18 protein-coding genes, 1 pseudogene and 1 riboswitch are annotated in these 17,651 nt (G+C 56.7%); of the genes and pseudogenes, 8 read left to right on the top strand and 11 right to left on the bottom strand.

Annotated features, from left to right (window positions below; all coding sequences use genetic code 11):
- The first annotated feature begins 72 nt into the window (after window positions 1-72).
- Window positions 73-288 (top strand): hypothetical protein, encoded by a 216-nt coding sequence (locus QM467_RS15865; protein ID WP_283367316.1) that lies wholly within the window; start codon window positions 73-75, stop codon window positions 286-288.
- Between the two features lie 224 nt (window positions 289-512).
- Here the strand turns inward: QM467_RS15865 and QM467_RS15860 are convergent, their stop codons facing one another.
- Window positions 513-773, bottom strand: a complete 261-nt coding sequence (locus QM467_RS15860; RefSeq protein WP_283367315.1) for a hypothetical protein — start codon at window positions 771-773, stop codon at window positions 513-515.
- Window positions 774-1,042: 269 nt separating this feature from the next.
- A riboswitch (SAM-I-IV-variant riboswitch) is annotated at window positions 1,043-1,145 on the top strand.
- 29 nt (window positions 1,146-1,174) lie between these two features.
- Between QM467_RS15860 and QM467_RS15855 the strand changes: the two genes are divergently transcribed.
- From QM467_RS15855 to QM467_RS15825, 7 genes and pseudogenes are all read left to right on the top strand, one after another.
- Window positions 1,175-1,603 carry a DUF3293 domain-containing protein gene (locus QM467_RS15855; RefSeq protein ID WP_283367314.1) on the top strand — a complete coding sequence of 143 codons (429 nt, stop codon included), beginning with the start codon at window positions 1,175-1,177 and terminating at the stop codon, window positions 1,601-1,603.
- Between the two features lie 92 nt (window positions 1,604-1,695).
- Window positions 1,696-2,844, top strand: a complete 1,149-nt coding sequence (gene metK, locus QM467_RS15850) for a methionine adenosyltransferase (RefSeq protein ID WP_283367313.1) — start codon at window positions 1,696-1,698, stop codon at window positions 2,842-2,844.
- Window positions 2,845-2,908: 64 nt separating this feature from the next.
- Window positions 2,909-3,379: a hypothetical protein gene (locus QM467_RS15845; protein ID WP_283367312.1), complete on the top strand. Its 471-nt coding sequence runs from the start codon at window positions 2,909-2,911 to the stop codon at window positions 3,377-3,379.
- Window positions 3,380-3,659: 280 nt separating this feature from the next.
- Window positions 3,660-5,312 (top strand): hypothetical protein, encoded by a 1,653-nt coding sequence (locus tag QM467_RS15840; protein ID WP_283367311.1) that lies wholly within the window; start codon window positions 3,660-3,662, stop codon window positions 5,310-5,312.
- A complete protein-coding gene (locus QM467_RS15835; RefSeq protein WP_283367310.1) occupies window positions 5,302-7,860 on the top strand; it encodes a hypothetical protein in 2,559 nt (852 codons plus the stop codon). Before QM467_RS15840 ends, QM467_RS15835 begins: the two co-directional genes overlap by 11 nt.
- A gap of 125 nt (window positions 7,861-7,985) precedes the next feature.
- A pseudogene (locus QM467_RS15830) lies at window positions 7,986-8,168 on the top strand (transposase); the annotation flags it as partial.
- An 80-nt stretch (window positions 8,169-8,248) separates the two neighbouring features.
- Window positions 8,249-8,677 (top strand): hypothetical protein, encoded by a 429-nt coding sequence (locus QM467_RS15825; protein WP_283367309.1) that lies wholly within the window; start codon window positions 8,249-8,251, stop codon window positions 8,675-8,677.
- A 23-nt stretch (window positions 8,678-8,700) separates the two neighbouring features.
- Here QM467_RS15825 and QM467_RS15820 read toward each other — a convergent pair whose 3' ends face one another.
- The 10 genes from QM467_RS15820 to QM467_RS15775 all read right to left on the bottom strand — a co-directional run bounded on the left by QM467_RS15820 (window position 8,701) and on the right by QM467_RS15775 (window position 17,635).
- Window positions 8,701-9,381, bottom strand: a complete 681-nt coding sequence (locus QM467_RS15820) for a HEPN domain-containing protein (RefSeq protein ID WP_283367308.1) — start codon at window positions 9,379-9,381, stop codon at window positions 8,701-8,703.
- Window positions 9,382-9,450: 69 nt separating this feature from the next.
- Entirely contained in the window at window positions 9,451-10,386 is a 936-nt protein-coding gene (locus tag QM467_RS15815; RefSeq protein WP_283367307.1) for a metallophosphoesterase, read from the bottom strand.
- A 133-nt stretch (window positions 10,387-10,519) separates the two neighbouring features.
- Window positions 10,520-11,542: a hypothetical protein gene (locus QM467_RS15810; RefSeq protein ID WP_283367306.1), complete on the bottom strand. Its 1,023-nt coding sequence runs from the start codon at window positions 11,540-11,542 to the stop codon at window positions 10,520-10,522.
- Between the two features lies 1 nt (window position 11,543).
- The gene (locus QM467_RS15805; RefSeq protein ID WP_446737788.1) at window positions 11,544-12,812 is read right to left on the bottom strand and encodes an MBL fold metallo-hydrolase; all 1,269 of its coding nucleotides are present in this window, start codon (window positions 12,810-12,812) and stop codon (window positions 11,544-11,546) included.
- A gap of 96 nt (window positions 12,813-12,908) precedes the next feature.
- Complete coding sequence (locus tag QM467_RS15800) at window positions 12,909-13,862, bottom strand: ADP-ribosylglycohydrolase family protein (RefSeq protein WP_283367304.1); 954 nt, start codon at window positions 13,860-13,862, stop codon at window positions 12,909-12,911.
- A gap of 44 nt (window positions 13,863-13,906) precedes the next feature.
- Window positions 13,907-14,113, bottom strand: a complete 207-nt coding sequence (locus QM467_RS15795) for a hypothetical protein (protein WP_283367303.1) — start codon at window positions 14,111-14,113, stop codon at window positions 13,907-13,909.
- Between the two features lie 235 nt (window positions 14,114-14,348).
- Complete coding sequence (locus QM467_RS15790) at window positions 14,349-14,654, bottom strand: hypothetical protein (protein ID WP_283367302.1); 306 nt, start codon at window positions 14,652-14,654, stop codon at window positions 14,349-14,351.
- Window positions 14,655-14,867: 213 nt separating this feature from the next.
- Complete coding sequence (locus tag QM467_RS15785) at window positions 14,868-15,503, bottom strand: hypothetical protein (protein ID WP_283367301.1); 636 nt, start codon at window positions 15,501-15,503, stop codon at window positions 14,868-14,870.
- The gene (locus QM467_RS15780; protein WP_283367300.1) at window positions 15,500-16,411 is read right to left on the bottom strand and encodes a hypothetical protein; all 912 of its coding nucleotides are present in this window, start codon (window positions 16,409-16,411) and stop codon (window positions 15,500-15,502) included. Before QM467_RS15780 ends, QM467_RS15785 begins: the two co-directional genes overlap by 4 nt.
- Window positions 16,412-16,837: 426 nt before the next feature.
- Window positions 16,838-17,635, bottom strand: a complete 798-nt coding sequence (locus QM467_RS15775; RefSeq protein WP_283367299.1) for a hypothetical protein — start codon at window positions 17,633-17,635, stop codon at window positions 16,838-16,840.
- Between the last annotated feature and the right edge of the window lie 16 nt (window positions 17,636-17,651).

Below are 17,651 nucleotides of genomic sequence, written 5' to 3'. Positions count from 1 at the left end.
ACATGTATAATTGAACTTCAATATCTGACTATAAAATAAAAAAACCAACACACAAAACCCAAGGAAAAACCAATGAAGCAAAATAATCAAGAATTGAACAATTTGATCATGCGCTTACTTGTTCGCACACACGAGCGCTTAACCCGCGCCCTCGAAATTATCGAGAACGCCGACGACCCAGCACCTGGGCCAGACTTCGTCGAGGTCGCCGGCGCAATTTATGAAGCGCTGGCTGCGTTCGATGTATTCATCATGTCCCATCGCCAATCCGCGCGCGATGAGCGTTAGCTAGCGCAAAACCAACATCAGACGAAGGGGCGCGCGCACAAGGCGTCCGCGCGTTCGATCGAACGCCCCCTGCCAGAACATCGCGAGACGCGAGGCCGGACCGCAAAGGAACGCACCTTTGGTTGTTTTCCGAACGACGATCAACCCCTTCTTCGCAGACCACAACTGAACGAAACGCTCCGAACGAAAGACGTCGGCATCATCGCAATCTCGCAAAGCGGACGCTAGGCGAGCGTGATGATCTCAAATTCGTCTTCCTCGATCTCGCCATCATCCGACAAGGGACTTAGCGCCACCTTTTTGGGATCATAATTTTCCAGAAAAATTCGTTTCGCGGCCTCGAGATCCCTGGCGCGAAATACCTCATCGGAAACCTCAACGTCCCAAGAACCATCAGGCCGTTGATCAGCTTGCCCCACCTGCACGCCTAGGCTGGTGTCGAAGAACCAGTGACCGCCATTTCCAATCCACAATTGGAGAGCCATCGCGAGATCCTCATTTGGCTGCCCGCACAATGGAGACGCTATCACGCCCTGCTCACATCCCTTGCGACAGATTCTCCGTCGCCACGCGCACAAGCCGGATCATAGCCAGCCTGAATCGTTGTTGGAAGGCGCCTCCAAAAGATCACGAACCATCAGAAATCTGATCGCGCATTCGACGGCTTGCATTGGCGCGATTCTAAAAAACTTGCCGCAGGCGCTGACCAGACGACCCGGCTGATTGACAGGTTCCGAACCGAAAGCTACGGTTCCTACAGCATCCAGATTGGGTCGACGCCCAAACCAACCGGCCTCCCCAGGCAAGGTGGTTTCCGCAAGGAGATGTGGCTCGCAAGAGCAATGAAACGGGATGCGTCGACCCTCCGTTTTCGGAGGGTTTTTTGTTGGCGGATTCCGAAATTGCACCAGACAAGGTCGCCGCATATTTCGCGACCCTCTACCGCGTCGGAACAGGCGCGGAAAGTTTCACGCTGCGCATCGGCCAGTACTCGCCTGAGTTGGCAAGGCTGTACGTTTCGAGCGACCGAAATTGCGGTCTTTTCATCACCGCATTCAATCCGTTTGGACAAGCACAAAGCGAAGCGGCCAACGAAGCCGCACATAGGCTGTTGGGGAAAGACCTTCGCACCATTTCAGCTTGTGTCGTCGAAGGCGAAGGGGCGGACTTGAATGGGCTCTGGCCGCCAGAAAAAAGCTACCTCGCGCTTGGAATTGATCACGAAGCAGCATGCATCCTGGGAAAGCGCTGGAGTCAGGATGCTGTCGTCTGGACGGGCGAAGAGGCAACGCCGAAACTGATCTTGTTACGCTGATTTATTGCTTGGCCGAGCAACAGGCCGGGGGGATTTGATCCGAATTGCCTGCCCCGACATTCGGTCGAACGAGGCTAAAGAGGGAAAATGACATGACCATTCGCAACGGGCTTTTTTCATCGGAATCGGTTTCGGAAGGCCACCCCGACAAACTCGCGGATCAAATCTCCGATAAGGTGCTCGACGCGTTCCTGACGCTCGACCCGAACGCTCGCGTCGCCTGCGAGACACTGCTGGCCGATCAATGCGTCGTGGTCGCCGGCGAGTTCAAGACCCGCAAGATCCAGGATTTCCAAGCCGTTCGCGATAGCGCAGTCGGCTTGGTCCGTCGGGTTCTGCACGATGTCGGATACCGGGATGCGTCGACTGGCATCGATCCTGATCGCTGCCTGGTTCAGATTCATTTCAACGGCCAGTCTCAGGACATCAATCAAGGCGTCGATCGAGCCGATGGCGTCCTGGGCGCCGGCGATCAAGGGCTGATGTTCGGCTACGCGAGCGATGAGACGCCGGAGTTGATGCCAGCGCCGATTGCATATGCCCACCGGCTCGTCCGCCGACAGGCGGAAGTCCGAAAGAACGGCGCCCTGCCGTGGCTGCAACCCGATGCGAAATCCCAGGTCACGTTCAGGTATGTCGATGGCCGGCCGACCGAAATCGAAGCCGTCGTCCTGTCAACCCAACACGACGCCGGCATGAAGCTCGATGAGGTCAGGCAAGCGGTCGAAGCACACATCATCGATCCGATCGTTCCGCGAGAGCTTCGCGCACGCAGCTTCAAAACCCTCATCAATCCGACGGGGCGCTTCGTGACGGGAGGACCGAAGGGCGACACCGGCGTCACTGGCCGAAAAATTATCGTTGACACCTATGGCGGCGCGGCGCCCCACGGGGGCGGCGCATTTTCCGGCAAGGATCCATCCAAGGTCGACCGGTCGGCGGCTTATATGGCGCGATTCCTAGCCAAACAAATCGTCGCCCGGGGCTGGGCCTCCAGGGCGCTGGTTCAGCTTGCTTACGCCATCGGCGTCGCGGAACCCGTCAGTTTCGCCGTTGAAACCTTCGAAACAGCGGCCGAACCGAAACGAGATCTTGCGGCAGACTTGGCTCAAGAGTTCGATCTGCGCCCACAGGGGATCATTGAAACTCTCGATCTCAAACGTCCTATCTATTTTCCGACCGCGGCTTATGGGCATTTCGGACGGCGTGACATTGAGTTCCCCTGGGAGCGAACGATCTAAGTTTGCCATTTTTCGACGGCAAACAGGCTTTGAATGGTAGCTTCCCCTTTTTCGGAGACCGCAAATGGAAATAGACAGAAGAACCTTCGATAGAATGTTGGAATTAACGACTCAACAGCAGGCAAAAGAGCTATCCAGGCTAGGGTTCGACCTTTTCGAGAACGCCGATGAGTATTATGGAATCGTAATACCTAGTGACAATTGGAATGCGCCAGACCGAAGCGTGATAGAAGATTTCTTTGAGCGAATTTACGATGACCATGAGGCGAAAATGACGCTTTATGACAAAACACATAAACTTAGCAGTCACGATTCAAAATTGCTTAAAGACTTTATTATTTCAGATGCTGGTGAAAATGAATATTATCCTGACCTATTCATTGGACACCTAACTAGCAACGGCAAGTCACTCGTAGTCGTCGTCGAAAGAACGGGTGGCTGTACCGATTGCGAGGCGAAACTCGCCGGCGTTTTTAGTGACATGCGGTCGGCCTTGCAGCGGATTGGCGGAGAGGATTACGAACTCATAAGCTAATGAAATGGCCAGAGTTCCCTTGGGCATTTCGCCACGACTGAAGTAACATCGCAGCCACGCTTGCTTGAGGTCCGACTGGCGGTAGGAGGACTGGTTGTCGCCGATTTTCCGATGCGCTGCTGGCTCAGGTCGTGGACACCGAGATAAGGCGTTCGATCGAACAGGAGGTGGGGCGTACGATTAGCGCGTTTCATTTTATTCTCTTCAACAGCAGTGCGTAGGCGCTGCACGACTGTTTTAAAATCCGGCAACGGCGTATTTCCATCCAGGAATTGATTAAATGCTAGTACAGATGGCTTGGGTAAAACCTCCACCGCAAATCGGCGGCCTCGACCACCTCGCTGTGCAGGCGACCTGCATCAATATTTACAGCCGCATGCTTCCCGGGATCACAAATGTAACCGACCGGGCGCGTTACTATTCGTTCTATCCGTGGCTTATTTGGGCTTTCGGCAAAGCCGGCCACACGAAATACGACGATGAATTTATTGAACGCTTTCGTCGCGCAGACTGTCTTTTTTCCCTGATTGCTCTTCGCCATGCATCGGTATCTGACGGTGAGGCAGATGATCACGCTGCAGCAATGGTCGGCAGCATAACTCTATCAAGCGTGGCGCGGTCCATAGCCGATGGTGCGACAGTAAGACTCTCGGATTATTCCCTCAGAAGCGGCGCAACGAAGCGCTATTTTGCGAATTGGCTGGGGGGGCTAGGCCAGTACTATCTTGGTGTCCTGAGGGAATTGCGCATTCTCGACGGAGACACATCGCGCGGCATAAACTACACGCGGGAAATCGGTCAGGCCATCGCCGAGAAAATGGACGCGAGTGTTGACCGGACCCTTTTCATGAAAGTCGTCGACGCCGACTCTGTGACCGCAGCGGAACTCGATCAACTACATTCCTTTTGCCCTTGCCATATCGCCGAACGACCTGAAGAGCAGAAAATCCTAAGCGACCTTTTCTTCGCGCGCGGCCCATTCGAAGACAGCGAAGCCCTGCCACGGCGCCGGACGCTACATTTGATTCTGAATCTTGCTCAGGCTCTCGGCCAGGAAAACCACGAATGCACGGAAGAACGTTTCCGCGCATGTTGCTATACGCAAAGCCTGCCAAGCGGGCAAAGCTGGCAGATACCGGACGTTCTGATGCGCAACCGCGGGCGATGGGCCACATACGCTCGCAATGAATTGCTTTCCTTGGCTGTCCAAGGGCTCTTCTATGTAGTGCTTGATGCATACGCAGCGTCGGGCCTTCGCTTAGAGACGAGTGCGGATATCGCCGACTGGTATTTGACCCAACCCGAAGCGATCGACGCACTCGAACAGCTCGGAAGCCAAGAGACATTCGCGGATCTTGTAGCGGTGGCCCCCAACTGGTTGCCGGAGTTTTCCAGTTGGACCTCGCAAATGCATGAGGTCCAACTCACCGAGGAAATCTTTGCGCTTTCCCATCGCGAGAAAACCCCCGAAAGCCGCCAAGCGATTGTCGTGGCGGCCTTGAGGACTATTCTTGCCTTGGCGGCAAGAGGCGGACAGGACGGCAATCAATATTCCGACCTGATTTTTGAGGCGGATTATTTTCGCTACTACCCGATAAATCTCCAGTCCTTCGCTCAGCGAGCCTCCGACAATTGGGCGTCCCTACGCATGCCTCAACTTCTTCGCTGGTTATTATTGAACTGGGGGATCGAAATGCACCTCCGCGTCGCCCTTCGGAAATTGCGCGGTCAGTCGCAATCGACCTTCAGAATTAGACCTTCGGACCGTGGCATGGAGGTTGTCGCTATCCCGCCCGCCGTTCACACCCGTCCGCGCTTTGCGCAGGCGTTGCGCGTTTTGAAAGACATTGGCGCTCTCAAGCGAGATCCAACGGGTTCCTGGCAACTGAGCTCCATCGGCTTAGCCATAATGGAGCATAGCGATGCTCCATAGAATTTCCCTGCTGGAAGAACTCAAGAAGGGCGGTTTCGAAGCGTCGCTTATCACGACCTATAATGCCTATCTGCCTTTCTATGAAGAGGTGGTCCTGCGCCGCATGGTCGGTGCTGGTATCCGCCACAACGTCTTGCTGATGGATGCTGCGCAGTATGCGCTCAGCCTGAAAGGCAATCCCCCGCGCCTTGCAGGGCGTCAGTACAGCCTCTTGCCGATGACGGTTCAAGGCGCTTTCCATCCAAAACTGATCTTTCTCGCTGGGAAAAACAAAGGCCTGATCCTGATCGGGAGCCACAACATGACCGTCGCCGGCTTCGGATTTAACCGCGAACTCACGGGTCTGGTCAGAATTGAGGGAGAAAAAGATGCGCCCGGAATTGCGCTCGCCAACGACGCGCTCGCCGCAGTGGAGTATTGGCTGCAAAATTTCACGCGGGGCCTCCCTGAACATACTCGCAAAATGGTCCAGCGCGTGCGGGACTTTGCGCCCTGGCTGAAGAACGAGGCCTCGCCCAATGCCGAACTTCGGCTGCTCGCTGGCCATCCCGGAGGGGCTCTGTTGTGGGATCAGTTCAAGCAGCTTCTCGAAGGCGATACCGAGCGCGTGGGTGTCAGCGGCGCATTCTTTGATCGCAAACTAGGCTTCATTGCTCGCGTGAAAGACGATCTGAAGCCCAAGCGCCTTACGGTCGCGGTTGATCCGGCCACCGTGGAGCTGGATCAGAGTGCGAAATCGCTCGTGGGCGTCTCGTTTGCGGATGCGGCAAAACTCGGCCTCGAAAATGAAAACGACACTGGCGGCTATCTTCATGCCAAGAGCATCTATGTCGAAAGCGGGAACGGGAATTCTGTATTTGCGGTGGGAAGCGCAAATCCGAGCCGACCGGCCTGGCTTGCAGACGCCGATGGAGGAAATGTCGAGCTGATGCTGGCGTATCGTGGGGATGATGCCCGCGCTGCGGCGAATGCAACCGGATTGGATACAGTACACGCCCTGCCATTGCTCGACGAGGCAGGCTGGCAAACGATTGCGGAAACATTGGAGGCTGAGGCGGATTCCAAAGCGGAAGGTCCGCAGACTGGCGTTGCTTTAGCTGAACGCGACCGGATCGAGTTTGATTCGCAGCTCTGCGAAGGATCGACCAGTATGGTATTCACGCTGTGCAATGAGAATGGCGCCGAGATTTCGCGGACAACCACCCACAGAATTGAAGGGGCAATGTTTGTTGTCGAGTTTCCGAGCGTTCCAGCCGCCGCCACTTTCCTTGACGGCTATCACCGTGATGTCCATTCGCTGAAGCTTCTGATCCATCACGCAGGGCTCGTCGAAGAGCATGCCCGGACCGGCAACCAAAGACGTTTAAAGGATGCTCTCCAAAGCCTCGATACCGATACGCCGAATATAGAACTGCTAGTGCAGTGCCTCGACAAGATCGTGTTCGGTGACGATCAGCCATCGCAACCGACGATCAAAAAAAATGCTGGCGGTGACGACCAGGCAAAAGCCAACGATCCCGAAGATAAAGGCACTCTTATGATCAGTGTCGATGAGATGAAAAAGCCCGGTGGGAAACAGCGCCTGCATCACTCAAGCGACTTCGGCTATCTCTTAGACGCATTAATATATCATCTTGGAATGCGCGAGGATAAACCCCAAGAGGATTTGGACCGCTTCGGCCGCAATGAAGAAGAACGGGTGGGTACTGACGACGATCCTGTTACCGAGGTTGATCCGATCTCACCTGAAAAGCAGGCAGAGCTCCTGGACATCTGCCATTCCAAGGTCAGAACGATCGTAAGGCGCATTACGACCCAACTTACCGCCTGCGCTGAAGGCAAACAGCCTTTTCCTGCAGTGGCAATCCGTCTGCTTGGCGTTCTTGCCGTGCTGCGGGAACTGCGGCGATGCGATGGGCGGGCTGCCTGGGTTGAAAAGGGTAAGACGACCGTTCCGCAGGAGGAGCGCCGCAAACTGCTGCAGGCAATCATGTTCACGCTCTTCGAGCGTAACGCCAAGGGGCTGTCCCTGCTTGATCTCCGACAGGCCGACGAAGCCTTTCGGGACAGCGATGATATTGCACGCCTTAAGGGATTGGTGCTGTGGTTGGCGTGGGACTGCGGCCTTACACTCGATTTGCAAAAGCCATTCATGGAGAGCCCGGAAGACCTGCAGAATCGTCTTCAAGGAAATGCGATGGTGCTCGCTCTCGCGCAGCTGATCCGACGAGACGAGGTCGTCCTGGACGAAGCGCAGCAAAGCATCGGTAGCCTGACCTCTAGTGAGCTGGATTGGCTGGAGGCGATACACACCCTCGCCACGCAATGCGATACTTTGCTTGAAAACCCCACCAATCTCCTGCCCTCACAAATGGCCGAGCCAGGTTATATTGCTGTTCACCGTACGATCAGGCCTTGGGATCTCCGTATTGTCAGAAGTCAGAACAACAAGCAGATTTCGCTCATAAGGCTCACGAAGGATGGCCGGCCGCTGTCCTACCTTTCTGATAACCTGTCCGTCGTTCAGTTCAATCAACAAGCCGGATAATTCACCGGCCCCAGTGCGCGCAGTTGTGGCGAAGCCATGAGGAGATGACGTGCTCCCGGCAAATTCGGCCAAACGGAACAAGAATTTTCCAATCATGATCCCTGTTCGGGAGAGAGGAGAGTTCCATGAAGGCGCCGAAGTCTTCGGAGGCGAAAATTGCTTTTGTTTTTAAGCAGGTGGAGGACGGCGTTCCGGTCGCCGAGGTCTGCCGAAAGTTCAACATCAGTGACGCGACGTTCTACCACTGGCGCAAGAAGTACTCCGGCCTCATGCCGTCCGAGATGAAGCGCCTACGGCAACTTGAAGAGGTTCATCCGCCCGAGTGCTTACCCCGGCCCGCCATGCGTCCGGCCAAACGGGGTGCACCCCACGTCAATGGCGCTTCATCATGAGCCCGGAATTGGAACGGCAGCTCGTCGATAAATATCCCACGCTTTTCGTCGATTACGGAGCCGACCCGAGCCAGTCGGCCATGGCGTTCGGGTTCGATTGCGGCGACGGTTGGTTCGATCTTCTGGATACCTTATGTTCTCAACTGGTGGCGCTCGATCATACCGAAAGCGGCGGCGAGGTTCAGCGGCTTCGCGCGCGGCAGGTCAAACAGAAGTTCGGAACGCTGCGTTTCTATGCAGATCCTGCATCGGATGAGGCGCGGGCGATGATCGGTTTTGCGGGTGCGTTAAGCGCGAAGATCTGCGAGAGGTGCGGCAACAAGGGACGTCTCCGACCGGCCAGGTGGGTCAAGACTCTTTGCGATCCCTGTGCTGAGAAGCGCGATTGCATGGACGAACCTCGAGACCGTGATGCCGGCCTATGACCATCGGTCCCATTCCAACAACATTACTCGACGACCGGATAAAACGGTTTGCCCCATTCATAGTCGGGATTGTCCATGAGCAGATCAATGAATATCGGTAGCAGCCAGCTCAGCACGGCGGAGCCGTCATTGACTTGATGACGATTCACGGAGCTGCTCCAGGTCGCGCCGCCATGCACCAACTGGTTGCGCAGCACATAAAGCCGATCGAACAGAATGGACAGGATCGTCGGCGTGTCCTGCCGCGCCATTGCCGCGCCGATGGCCTGCTTGCTCCGGCTGAGGCGCGCCTCCCAATCATCGAAGCCGACGTAACCGTTATGATGCGCCCAGAACGGCGCGAAGACATAGCGATTGTCGAGCAGCAGCCGAATCTCGTGGGGGAACCGCTTCCAGATGCCGTTGTAGATCCGATTGGTCTTGTCGAATTTCACCAGCCTGTTGAAGAACGCCGCAAATCTTTCGCGCTCGCCCGCTGTTTCCAGACCGATATCGCGGGCATAGGCCGCGTTGAACCCGACCCAGAGGAGGATGAATCGCAAATCGTGATCGTCTTCCGCGGCCTCTGCTCGGCCCAGCCAGCTGATGGCGCGGTGGACGCGCAGAGCCAACGCAGGCTTGAACCCCTCTCGAAGCGCCCGCTGTTTGGTTTTCAATGACGCGGCGTCGAGAACCGGTGCATTCGTGGTGGTCGCCTGCGTCATCCAACGGCTCTCGTCTTGAAACCAATTATCGCAATACGAGGCCCATTTTGGCGAAGGAAAGGTCCGAGATCAATCGGCTGGAAAGGCCACGAAGCCTTCGTTCCGCAATCTGGACTCCCCCTTCCAGCGATAGGCGACGAGCGGTCCGCCAGCACCCGCGCTGTAATCCACGCAAGCGCATTGCTCCGACCTGACCTGCCGTGAACCCTTGAGCCAATAATGGCCGAAAAAGACAGGCGGGCCGGTATAGGGTTTGAGCATTTCCCCGCGGTCGAGAGAAATGTCGGGCATTTCGTCCAGAACGCTTTTCGGCGCGATCGCGGAATGGCGCAGTGATGCAAAATCCTTGTTCCACCATTTGATGCGCGCCGAATGTCGGATATGGCCGTCCTTGTCCTGAAAGGAGGCTCCATCAGGCAGGTCGATCTCAAGCCCCTTGCACAGCGTTTCGACCGCATTGTAAGCCCAATGGCCCTTTCGGTTGGCGACGACGAGCATCTCGTCAGTCAGGAGGGCTTCCGGCCCGAGTGCTGTATCGAGTTGGGCAACGCAGCCGTCGTTCCAACAGGCGTGGATAACGCGCAAGTCGCCGAAATCGAGCCACAGTGGCAATGTTCGGAACCAGGATATCAGCTCGCCGTGAAGCGGCGTGTTTTCGACCTCGGCCAGAAAGGCCTTGTGCTGATTGTAGTTGTTCGGCTTGCCGTGCCGACGGAGATATTCTCCAGGAGCCTCCGGATCGGGCGTCGCCCATGCGATCGCATTGAATTCATGGTTGCCCATGATGCAGTAACCAGCGCCGCCGTCGACCATTCGCCGCGCGATCTCGACCGTCGCCACCTGGTGCGGGCCTCGATCGATGAGGTCACCGACGAAGATCGCCGTTCGCTCAGGATGACGCCAGACGCCGCCGCTCTCGGCATAATCTAGCTTTCGCAACAGGCCGACGAGCTTTTCGGCCTGCCCATGCACATCGCCGATAATGTCGTAAGCCTTCGCGTTCACTCGGCCCCACCTTTCATAACAAGTTTCCAAAGCTGCGCGTGAGCTAGCGCATCCGAGTCAGCTCGGTGGCGGCGACCATCAAGGTCGGACGCTTCGCCAATAAAAAACGACTTATTCTGAATGCGCTAGGCGTTTAGCCGTAGATTGGCCGGGGCTCGGCGGCCAGGTCGATTTCGTCGGGACGAACCTCATAAGTCGCCCAAATGCCCTTTGCGACGATTTTGGTCGCGTGTGGCTTCCAATACGTGTCGTCGAAGGCGCTCTTATTGTTCTTCTGGCCGAATATGATCAAGCGCGGATTCAGGTCGACCTTTGGGTTGATTCTCCCTGCAGCGACATCGACGACAATCTGGTCGAGAGGCTCATGGTGCGGGCGCATTTCGTTCAATTCGACCAGCTTTTTGCACGTCTCCCCATAGGCCGCTTCGATAGCCTCACGCCGCTCGTCGTTCTCTAGATATTTTCCGTAAATTTCCATTTGAGTGATGACCTCGCTAATGACCGCGTCGGCAGCGCGCAGGCGAGGATCGTCAAGTGTCTTGGCCTCCCAAAACACAAGATTGGCGCCGAGCGGGCTGCGTTCCAGCGAGACGATATCGATCCGCGGCGCACCCGACGGCGTTCCATCCTTTTTCGGGTATTGCTGAGCAATGGACAGGTCGATGGACATCCCTATTTCCAGATCGATCGCCGTCGCGTTTTTGCCGACGACCCGATCGACTCCCTCCTTCTCAAGGCCCTTGCGTGCATATTTGCCTGCGCGAATATCCGCCATGCGCGCCCGGATATTTTTGATGATCTCGCCGATCGAAAATATCTTGCCATCATGAGTAAGAATGGCGTCGTCGCCGGGAGCGTTGAACTTGACGACCTTGTTCAATTCGTTGGCGCGGTCTAGATATTTGACATGCGTGGACATGTACGGCGTTGGAAGTTGGTCGCGTTGCGCGTGGCTGAAGCCGACGTGAGCAACGCGCCAGCCATCACAATAAAAGTCGATCGTGTTTTCACGAATCGCCAATCGAAGACCTAGTCCCTGGCCGCTCGGTCGCCATTCCGCCAACAATTGTTTCCACCAATTGTCTCTGGGCGCCTGTGCGAGAGCGCGCAGGCTCTGCATAGCCTTTGGGTCAACCGAGCGGACAAATAGTGCCATATCAAACCCCCCACCACTCGCCGTCCTTGCGGCGAACAACATTGGAAAAATACTCCGGGAAACGGTCGCCCTCGAACGTGTGGATCGGCACCAGCCGCTTCGGAGCGATCGCTTCGGCCAGCCGCCTGAGATCCGCGATATCGGCGTGACCTGACGTATGAATGATCGTCATGGGCACGTTTCGCGCCGCCCAATCCGATTTGAGTTTCGCGCCGGCGCCATCCTTGAGATAGCCACTCCATTGTGACCAAACTGCACGAGCGCCCGACCATAAGCCCGCCTTCTCGACATCGTCCCACATTGCGGGCCGAAACAGCATCACCGCCTTTGGGCCGAGCTTCGTGAGTTTGTCGCGAAAAATCCGTGAGGTCTTGTATGGATCGAGCAAATCGAACTGTTTTGAGCGGACGATCTGGCGGCGCTGATATTCGGGCACATAGACAGCGAGATTGGACCAGCCTGCCTGCGGCAGATGCTGGTTTTCGGTCGAACGCAAAATTTCCATGGCATAGAGATCGAGCACAAGGGTGCGACCGGTCCGTTTGCAGGCGCGGTAAAGGCTGACGATCCGGTCGATATTCTGGGCCGAAGCAGAGACGATAACGAAGCCGGGCACCGAAAGCTCGTCGACGAAACGCTCTTCGACTTCGGCTTCCGTCGGAAAACGTGCCTCCGCATCGAGCCGCCCGAGGCTCGATCCCTCCATCAGCATCGTATCAATGCTTCTGGGCGGGTGGTGTGCCAGCGCGTCGAACAATTTGCTCTTGCGGCCATGGCCGCGAATGTCCCCGGAATAAAACAGCCGGCGGCCCCCGGCGTCGATGACCATAGCATAGGCGTCGTAAGCCGAATGATCGACGAGATAGGGTGTGATCTTGAACGGCCCGATCTGCAGTTCGTGACGGTTTGCCAGAGGCAAGACATTTTCTGGCGCAAATCCGTTGGGCACGAATGGCGCCGCAGCCTTCAAAATGCGCTGGGTCGCCGCGCCCATCGCCAGCTTGATCTGCCCATCGATCAGCGGCGTCAGGCCCCAGTGATCGATGTGTCCATGCGAAATCACGATCGCTAGCAGACCCGCATCCGGCGACCCGCGCAGGCCGTTCACGGCAGGGAGTAGAGAAGGATCGCTTTCCTCCGCGTCCAGCGGCTTTCCAAGTTCCAGCAGAATGCGCGCGCCATCGCAGGACAGCTCGACGCAGGTTCCCCCGATCTGGTCCGCTCCGCGATGAATCCGAGCTTGAAACACATGCCTATCAGCAGAATTCAAAGAAAATGGCCTTCTGAAAATGACCTCGAGCCAATATGCAGCACGAGGTTAAACTGCCAAGGTGAAGGAATCGTCGATAAAAGCCTCTGCGTCCGCTCAAGCGGTGACGTTGCTGCGAGCGCCTAAGCCCGAGCGGAGCAGGTCGATCGCCCGCTGCTCGATCCGATCCCGCCATGCCAAGGCCTTCAACCAGTGCGACGGGATGCCGCTTCGCCCATAGATCGCGCCGGCGATCTGGCCGGTCACCGCTCCCACCGTGTCGGCGTCGCCACCGAGATTGACGGCGAGGATGAGGGCGTCGGCGAAATTATCGGTTCGGCCGACGCTCCAAAGCGCGGCTTCGAGAGTGTCGACGACATAGCCCGACGAAGAAATTTCGTGACGCGCCTTTTCACGCCACTCGCCTGCGGCGACGTCGGCAAGGTCTCTGTGGTTGACGGCGCGCTGCCGCAAAACCTCGTCCTTGGTTTGTCCGTCAATCGCCTCCACCAGCATCTGCGCGAAGAGCGCACAGGCTTCCGCCGCAAGGGAGGATCCATGCGTCGTCAGGCTCTGGCGCTCCGCCAGTTCCTTCGCCATTTCTAGAACGCCCGTGGCGAAGATCGCCGCCGGCGCCAATCGCATCAGCGAACCATTGCCCGCCTGATATTTGTCATCGGGTCCCTGGCCAACCCATCGCCCGTGGCGCTTGAAGAAAGCGAGCGCCTGCCGCGTCGTATTGCCGATGTCGAAACAGCGGCCATTGACGCTGTTCTCCCCCAGTTCCCACCAGCGCAGGAAACGACCCAGCAAGTCGCGTTCGCTGAGGCCGTTGTTCGCGACCAGGGAATCCGCGAGGCATAGCGCCATGCTGGTGTCGTCGGTCCATTCGCCGGGCCTGAGGCGGAACGGGCCGCCACCGACGATGTCGACGACGGGCGATTGAGTGTCACGTTTGCTGAATTCCAGCGTCGTGCCGAGGGCGTCGCCGACGGCCAGCCCCACCAAGGCGCCGAAGGCGCGGTCTTGCGTGGTTTCATCGACGCAATTTTGCGATGGGCAATCGGACAATTTTGGTCTCTCGATTTGGAACGGGGAAAAGCGAGGCCGACGCCTCAACGCGCCGGGGTGGAGGCGATTTGCCTGCCTTTCGCGTCATAGGTGTAGATGAACGACCCACGCCGGACATTGACGGTCGAGGAGGTGTAGCCGGTCAGGCCATCCTTCGGTCCGGATCCGGCTGGAATGGTCGCAATCTGATGGCCTTTTTCATCGTAGACATAGATGAACGAACTGCGCTGAACGGCATTCCCGATGGCCATGATCTGTCTCCGGATGTCTTGTCGGTGCAGCGGAAGCGGGCCCGGAATGGCGGGCGCCGTCATCTCTTTGCCTCGAAAAGAAATAAGCGGGCGGTCCGTCAGAAACGGACGTCCCTTCCTATCGAGTCGGATTTTTTTCTGCCGCGGAGGTCGTTTTTCCGGGGAGGAGCGATCAGGGTGCTTGCGGCGCCATTTCCCAAGGAGAGGGGTCGGGCGGGAAAATCCCGCCCGAATTTCAGCGCCGTTTTGGCGTCGTGCGTTTGATGGGTTCGCGCCGGTCCGGAACCACATCCCGTCCCGGGATCAGCGTTCCGGGGCGGTCGACCTCGATGACCATGCCGCGAAGTCCGACATGGACGCTCATGGCGCAATTCAATCCATCGGGGAGCACTGCGGGCGCATAGGCGATATGCCGCCCATGCGACCTGATTGCGTTCCCGGCCTGGCGCCACAGGGCCGAGAGAGATCGCCCGCCCTCCGGCCCCGCGGCCAGAAGTTGTTCGGCGAGGTCCGGGTGCAAACGTATGGTGATCTCAGGCAAGATGGCCTCCTCTGGCTCAAAACGACCGAATTCCGCGCAAGCGCCATCGCTCGCGCGTTTCGGGTCGCAGGCAGAGGGAGGATGATTTAGGTCATGGCTTCTTCACCGTAGCGCGACAACGCGCCGCGCAATGGATATACACGCCCCAGCTGCGTCAATTTCGGACGTTTTATCTGCGGTCCGTTACTGTGTCTGTGCGTACCGCACCCAGTATCACTCACTGAAAGTTTGGATCCCCATTTTTTCGTCGACCAATGCCTGAAACTGAGCAACGGCCGCTCGAACGGCGTTTCGATCCGCGAGCGTCGAAAGTTCAAACGTCTTACTTAGGACACGAAACGGCATCTCATCTAAATCAGTTAAAACATCATCACCCTCAGGGTAATCATGGGCTGCCCACATTTTGGCGTGCCAATTAAGGTCGGTGTCGGCGGTGCATTGCCACGCTAGCAAAGTTAGCGTCGACTCTGCATTTTCAGCTGGGGCAAAAGTTTTCGAATCCGGCTCATTTTCAGTCTCGGATAGCTCGAATCCCGAATCCGATGTTAGCAGGATTTCGAGCATCCATTGTCCCTTTTTCGGGTGGTTCCGATCGGCCCCTTCAGGTAAACAAAGATAAGCCATGTTGACCATGGGCAACATGTCCCAAGCCCAGTGCTTACTCGGGTCTCTAGTGCGCTTGCAGGGCGGTTCAAAATACGACGGCTCCCAGACGTAAAACTCATGTTCTTCGAACGCGTCCGCGATCACGCACATCATATCGAGCATACGCCGCTGGTAAGACCATAGGAGCCTGTATGCGCGCCGTACGTCCAATAGGGCCAAAGAAAGTTCGCTATTTCCCGTCATGCCAAAGGCTCCAGTTCAGTAAAAGTATTCGGTTTCGTATTGATCGGCCGAAATTTAGCCGCCACGTGGCACCAATCGTCAATTAGATCCCGCTGAAGGACGTTCCCGTTTGACTCGGCAAGCAGCGCTAAATCTTTTTGCTCGGCTCGGACGCCGACCTCGCCACGATCGAGCCGCAACGTTTCTTCCGAGGTTGCGAATGTCCCGCGATAACGCGCTGCATAGGAGACAAGATCGGAAAGTGCTTCTGTTCGACGGATGTCGCAAAGAGCCAGCCCCTCCTGGATATCCGCGATTATTCGCCGTAGAGACGACGACTGCTCGTTGACGTTTCTCAGCGCACCCAGCAGATCCAACCAGTCAGCAGCCGAAGCTTGTATTCCGATTTGGCCATGCAGCCTGGTAATTTCGTCGCAGAAAATTGCAACCGTTTCGGCCGCTCGGTTTCGAAGTCCACCTAACGCCAAGAAAAAGCATTCGTCGGGAGCCTCGTCTCCTCGGAACTCTTCAGCGTGGGCGATCCATTGTTCAGCCCATTGGTTTGGGTGCTGTGCACCTCCCAGCTTACACTCTATGATTAGAGTCACGCATTTCGCTGGGTCGCCGATCGAAAATCTCATGACGACGTCTGGTTCGACGTCCTTTTTCAACGTTTCGTTCGCCTTGTTCCAGTAAGGCCAGAATTCCAGTTCTTCCAGAGTTGCAACCTTTCGACTTTGGAGCAGAGGTGGCTTGAAAGTTTCACAAAGAATTTGCCATAGTATCTCGCCTGGCAGGTAAGAAAGACGTTCAAATACGGTCGCTGTTAGCAGGTCCTCACTGCTTTTAAATACGCTTTTTAATGACGCGCCCGGCGTCACGGAATCGGGAATACGACGACTTTTCCCGCGCAAAATGGCACTTAGCATGCGACACACTCTCCAAATGTTTCTGGCCGCGGGCACATCGGAATAACTGCATTTTCGACGGGGCTGCCAGCAGGACGAAAAGAGATTTTCAGCGACTCGCCCCAGAATCAAAACCACATTCTCACCGGCTTCCCTTCCGCCTTCACCGCTACCTCCTCCTTCAGCCACAGCGCCAGCCGAACCGGATCGCGCTCGCCCAAAATCTCCGCCTTGGGCGACGAAGGCGAATTCGCCGGGGGGTCAAAAGGTCAAGCTTGAGGATAGACCGGGACGCCTCCGCAAAAAGGCTGTGGCGATTTGACCTTAATCCATCGGAAAGCACCTGATTTTGAAGAGGAAGCGCCGCGCCTTCGCCGGGTCGAGCATGTCGGCTGCATTGGTTGTGCAGGCGAATGGCAGCGGGTGCCGATCAACCGGAAGCCTTCATCAGACGATATTGAAAAACTGCGATCTAACCCCGCCAAACTGAAGGACACCCGACGAAACCCTACGACCGCGAATCCCTCCGAAGTCCAGTTTGGAGTGATCAACAACGGGCACCCGACACAAACCACCTTTCTTAGTCTCCCACGGAAACGTTGCTCTGCGATCGATTTCGAGCGATCCCACAACTATCCGGTGCTTCGGCGTGCCGGAGACAGCAATCAATGCGGACGGCGCTAGGGCCGAATTCCCTTGCCATTGCTCCATCTTGCCACGTAGTTGCCACCACCGATCGATGCGTTCTTGAATTTCAGCGTCCGTGGGCGGGTTTGCCAAGTCGACGCCGACCCGACCGTCTGCGAAAGCCTTATCCTTAACAATGACGACCAGCGCCGTTTTGCCGCCGGACACTCGTCTGAGGTCGTCGGCTCCGAGTGGGGCTTCCGAAGCGCGCGACGAAAACTCTTGCGGCACCCCGATCGGGCGGAAATTGGCTATCGATGGCCCGTTGATCTCGTTGCGGATTTTGACGCACGGGGTGCGTTGGAACGCTGAAATCAGCGCCCCCTCAACGAGCGCCGCCGTCTCCTCGTCGCCGAACGGCCCGGCAATCTCAATCGAGAAGTCTTTTAGATTGCGCAGCGTTTCTGTCAGTTGGTCGTTGTGGGCGTGTGGACCGGTATGACTTAACGATCTGGCGGTGCTTTTACCGCGACCGATATAGAGGGGGATGCCGTTTTTATCCCTGTAAAGATAAACAAATTGCTCTGGTGTTTCCGCTCTTCTGCTTTTGATCGACATTGTGATTCTCGTCTTG

It is taken from the genome of Rhodoblastus sp. 17X3 (genome assembly GCF_030056575.1).
Taxonomy (GTDB): domain Bacteria; phylum Pseudomonadota; class Alphaproteobacteria; order Rhizobiales; family Beijerinckiaceae; genus Rhodoblastus.
Note: the sequence above shows the minus strand (reverse complement) of the source record. Positions and strands in the feature narration are given on the sequence as shown.

Excerpts from the sequence above, each read along its gene's own strand:
- QM467_RS15810 (WP_283367306.1), bottom strand. The coding sequence starts at position 11,542 with ATGGCACTATTTGTCCGCTCGGTTGACCCAAAGGCTATGCAGAGCCTG.
- QM467_RS15820 (WP_283367308.1), bottom strand. The coding sequence starts at position 9,381 with ATGACGCAGGCGACCACCACGAATGCACCGGTTCTCGACGCCGCGTCA.
- QM467_RS15845 (WP_283367312.1), top strand. The coding sequence starts at position 2,909 with ATGGAAATAGACAGAAGAACCTTCGATAGAATGTTGGAATTAACGACT.
- QM467_RS15865 (WP_283367316.1), top strand. The coding sequence starts at position 73 with ATGAAGCAAAATAATCAAGAATTGAACAATTTGATCATGCGCTTACTT.
- QM467_RS15825 (WP_283367309.1), top strand. The coding sequence starts at position 8,249 with ATGAGCCCGGAATTGGAACGGCAGCTCGTCGATAAATATCCCACGCTT.
- QM467_RS15840 (WP_283367311.1), top strand. The coding sequence starts at position 3,660 with ATGCTAGTACAGATGGCTTGGGTAAAACCTCCACCGCAAATCGGCGGC.
- QM467_RS15780 (WP_283367300.1), bottom strand. The coding sequence starts at position 16,411 with ATGCTAAGTGCCATTTTGCGCGGGAAAAGTCGTCGTATTCCCGATTCC.
- QM467_RS15775 (WP_283367299.1), bottom strand. The coding sequence starts at position 17,635 with ATGTCGATCAAAAGCAGAAGAGCGGAAACACCAGAGCAATTTGTTTAT.
- metK (WP_283367313.1), top strand. The coding sequence starts at position 1,696 with ATGACCATTCGCAACGGGCTTTTTTCATCGGAATCGGTTTCGGAAGGC.
- QM467_RS15835 (WP_283367310.1), top strand. The coding sequence starts at position 5,302 with ATGCTCCATAGAATTTCCCTGCTGGAAGAACTCAAGAAGGGCGGTTTC.
- QM467_RS15785 (WP_283367301.1), bottom strand. The coding sequence starts at position 15,503 with ATGACGGGAAATAGCGAACTTTCTTTGGCCCTATTGGACGTACGGCGC.
- QM467_RS15795 (WP_283367303.1), bottom strand. The coding sequence starts at position 14,113 with ATGGCCATCGGGAATGCCGTTCAGCGCAGTTCGTTCATCTATGTCTAC.
- QM467_RS15860 (WP_283367315.1), bottom strand. The coding sequence starts at position 773 with ATGGCTCTCCAATTGTGGATTGGAAATGGCGGTCACTGGTTCTTCGAC.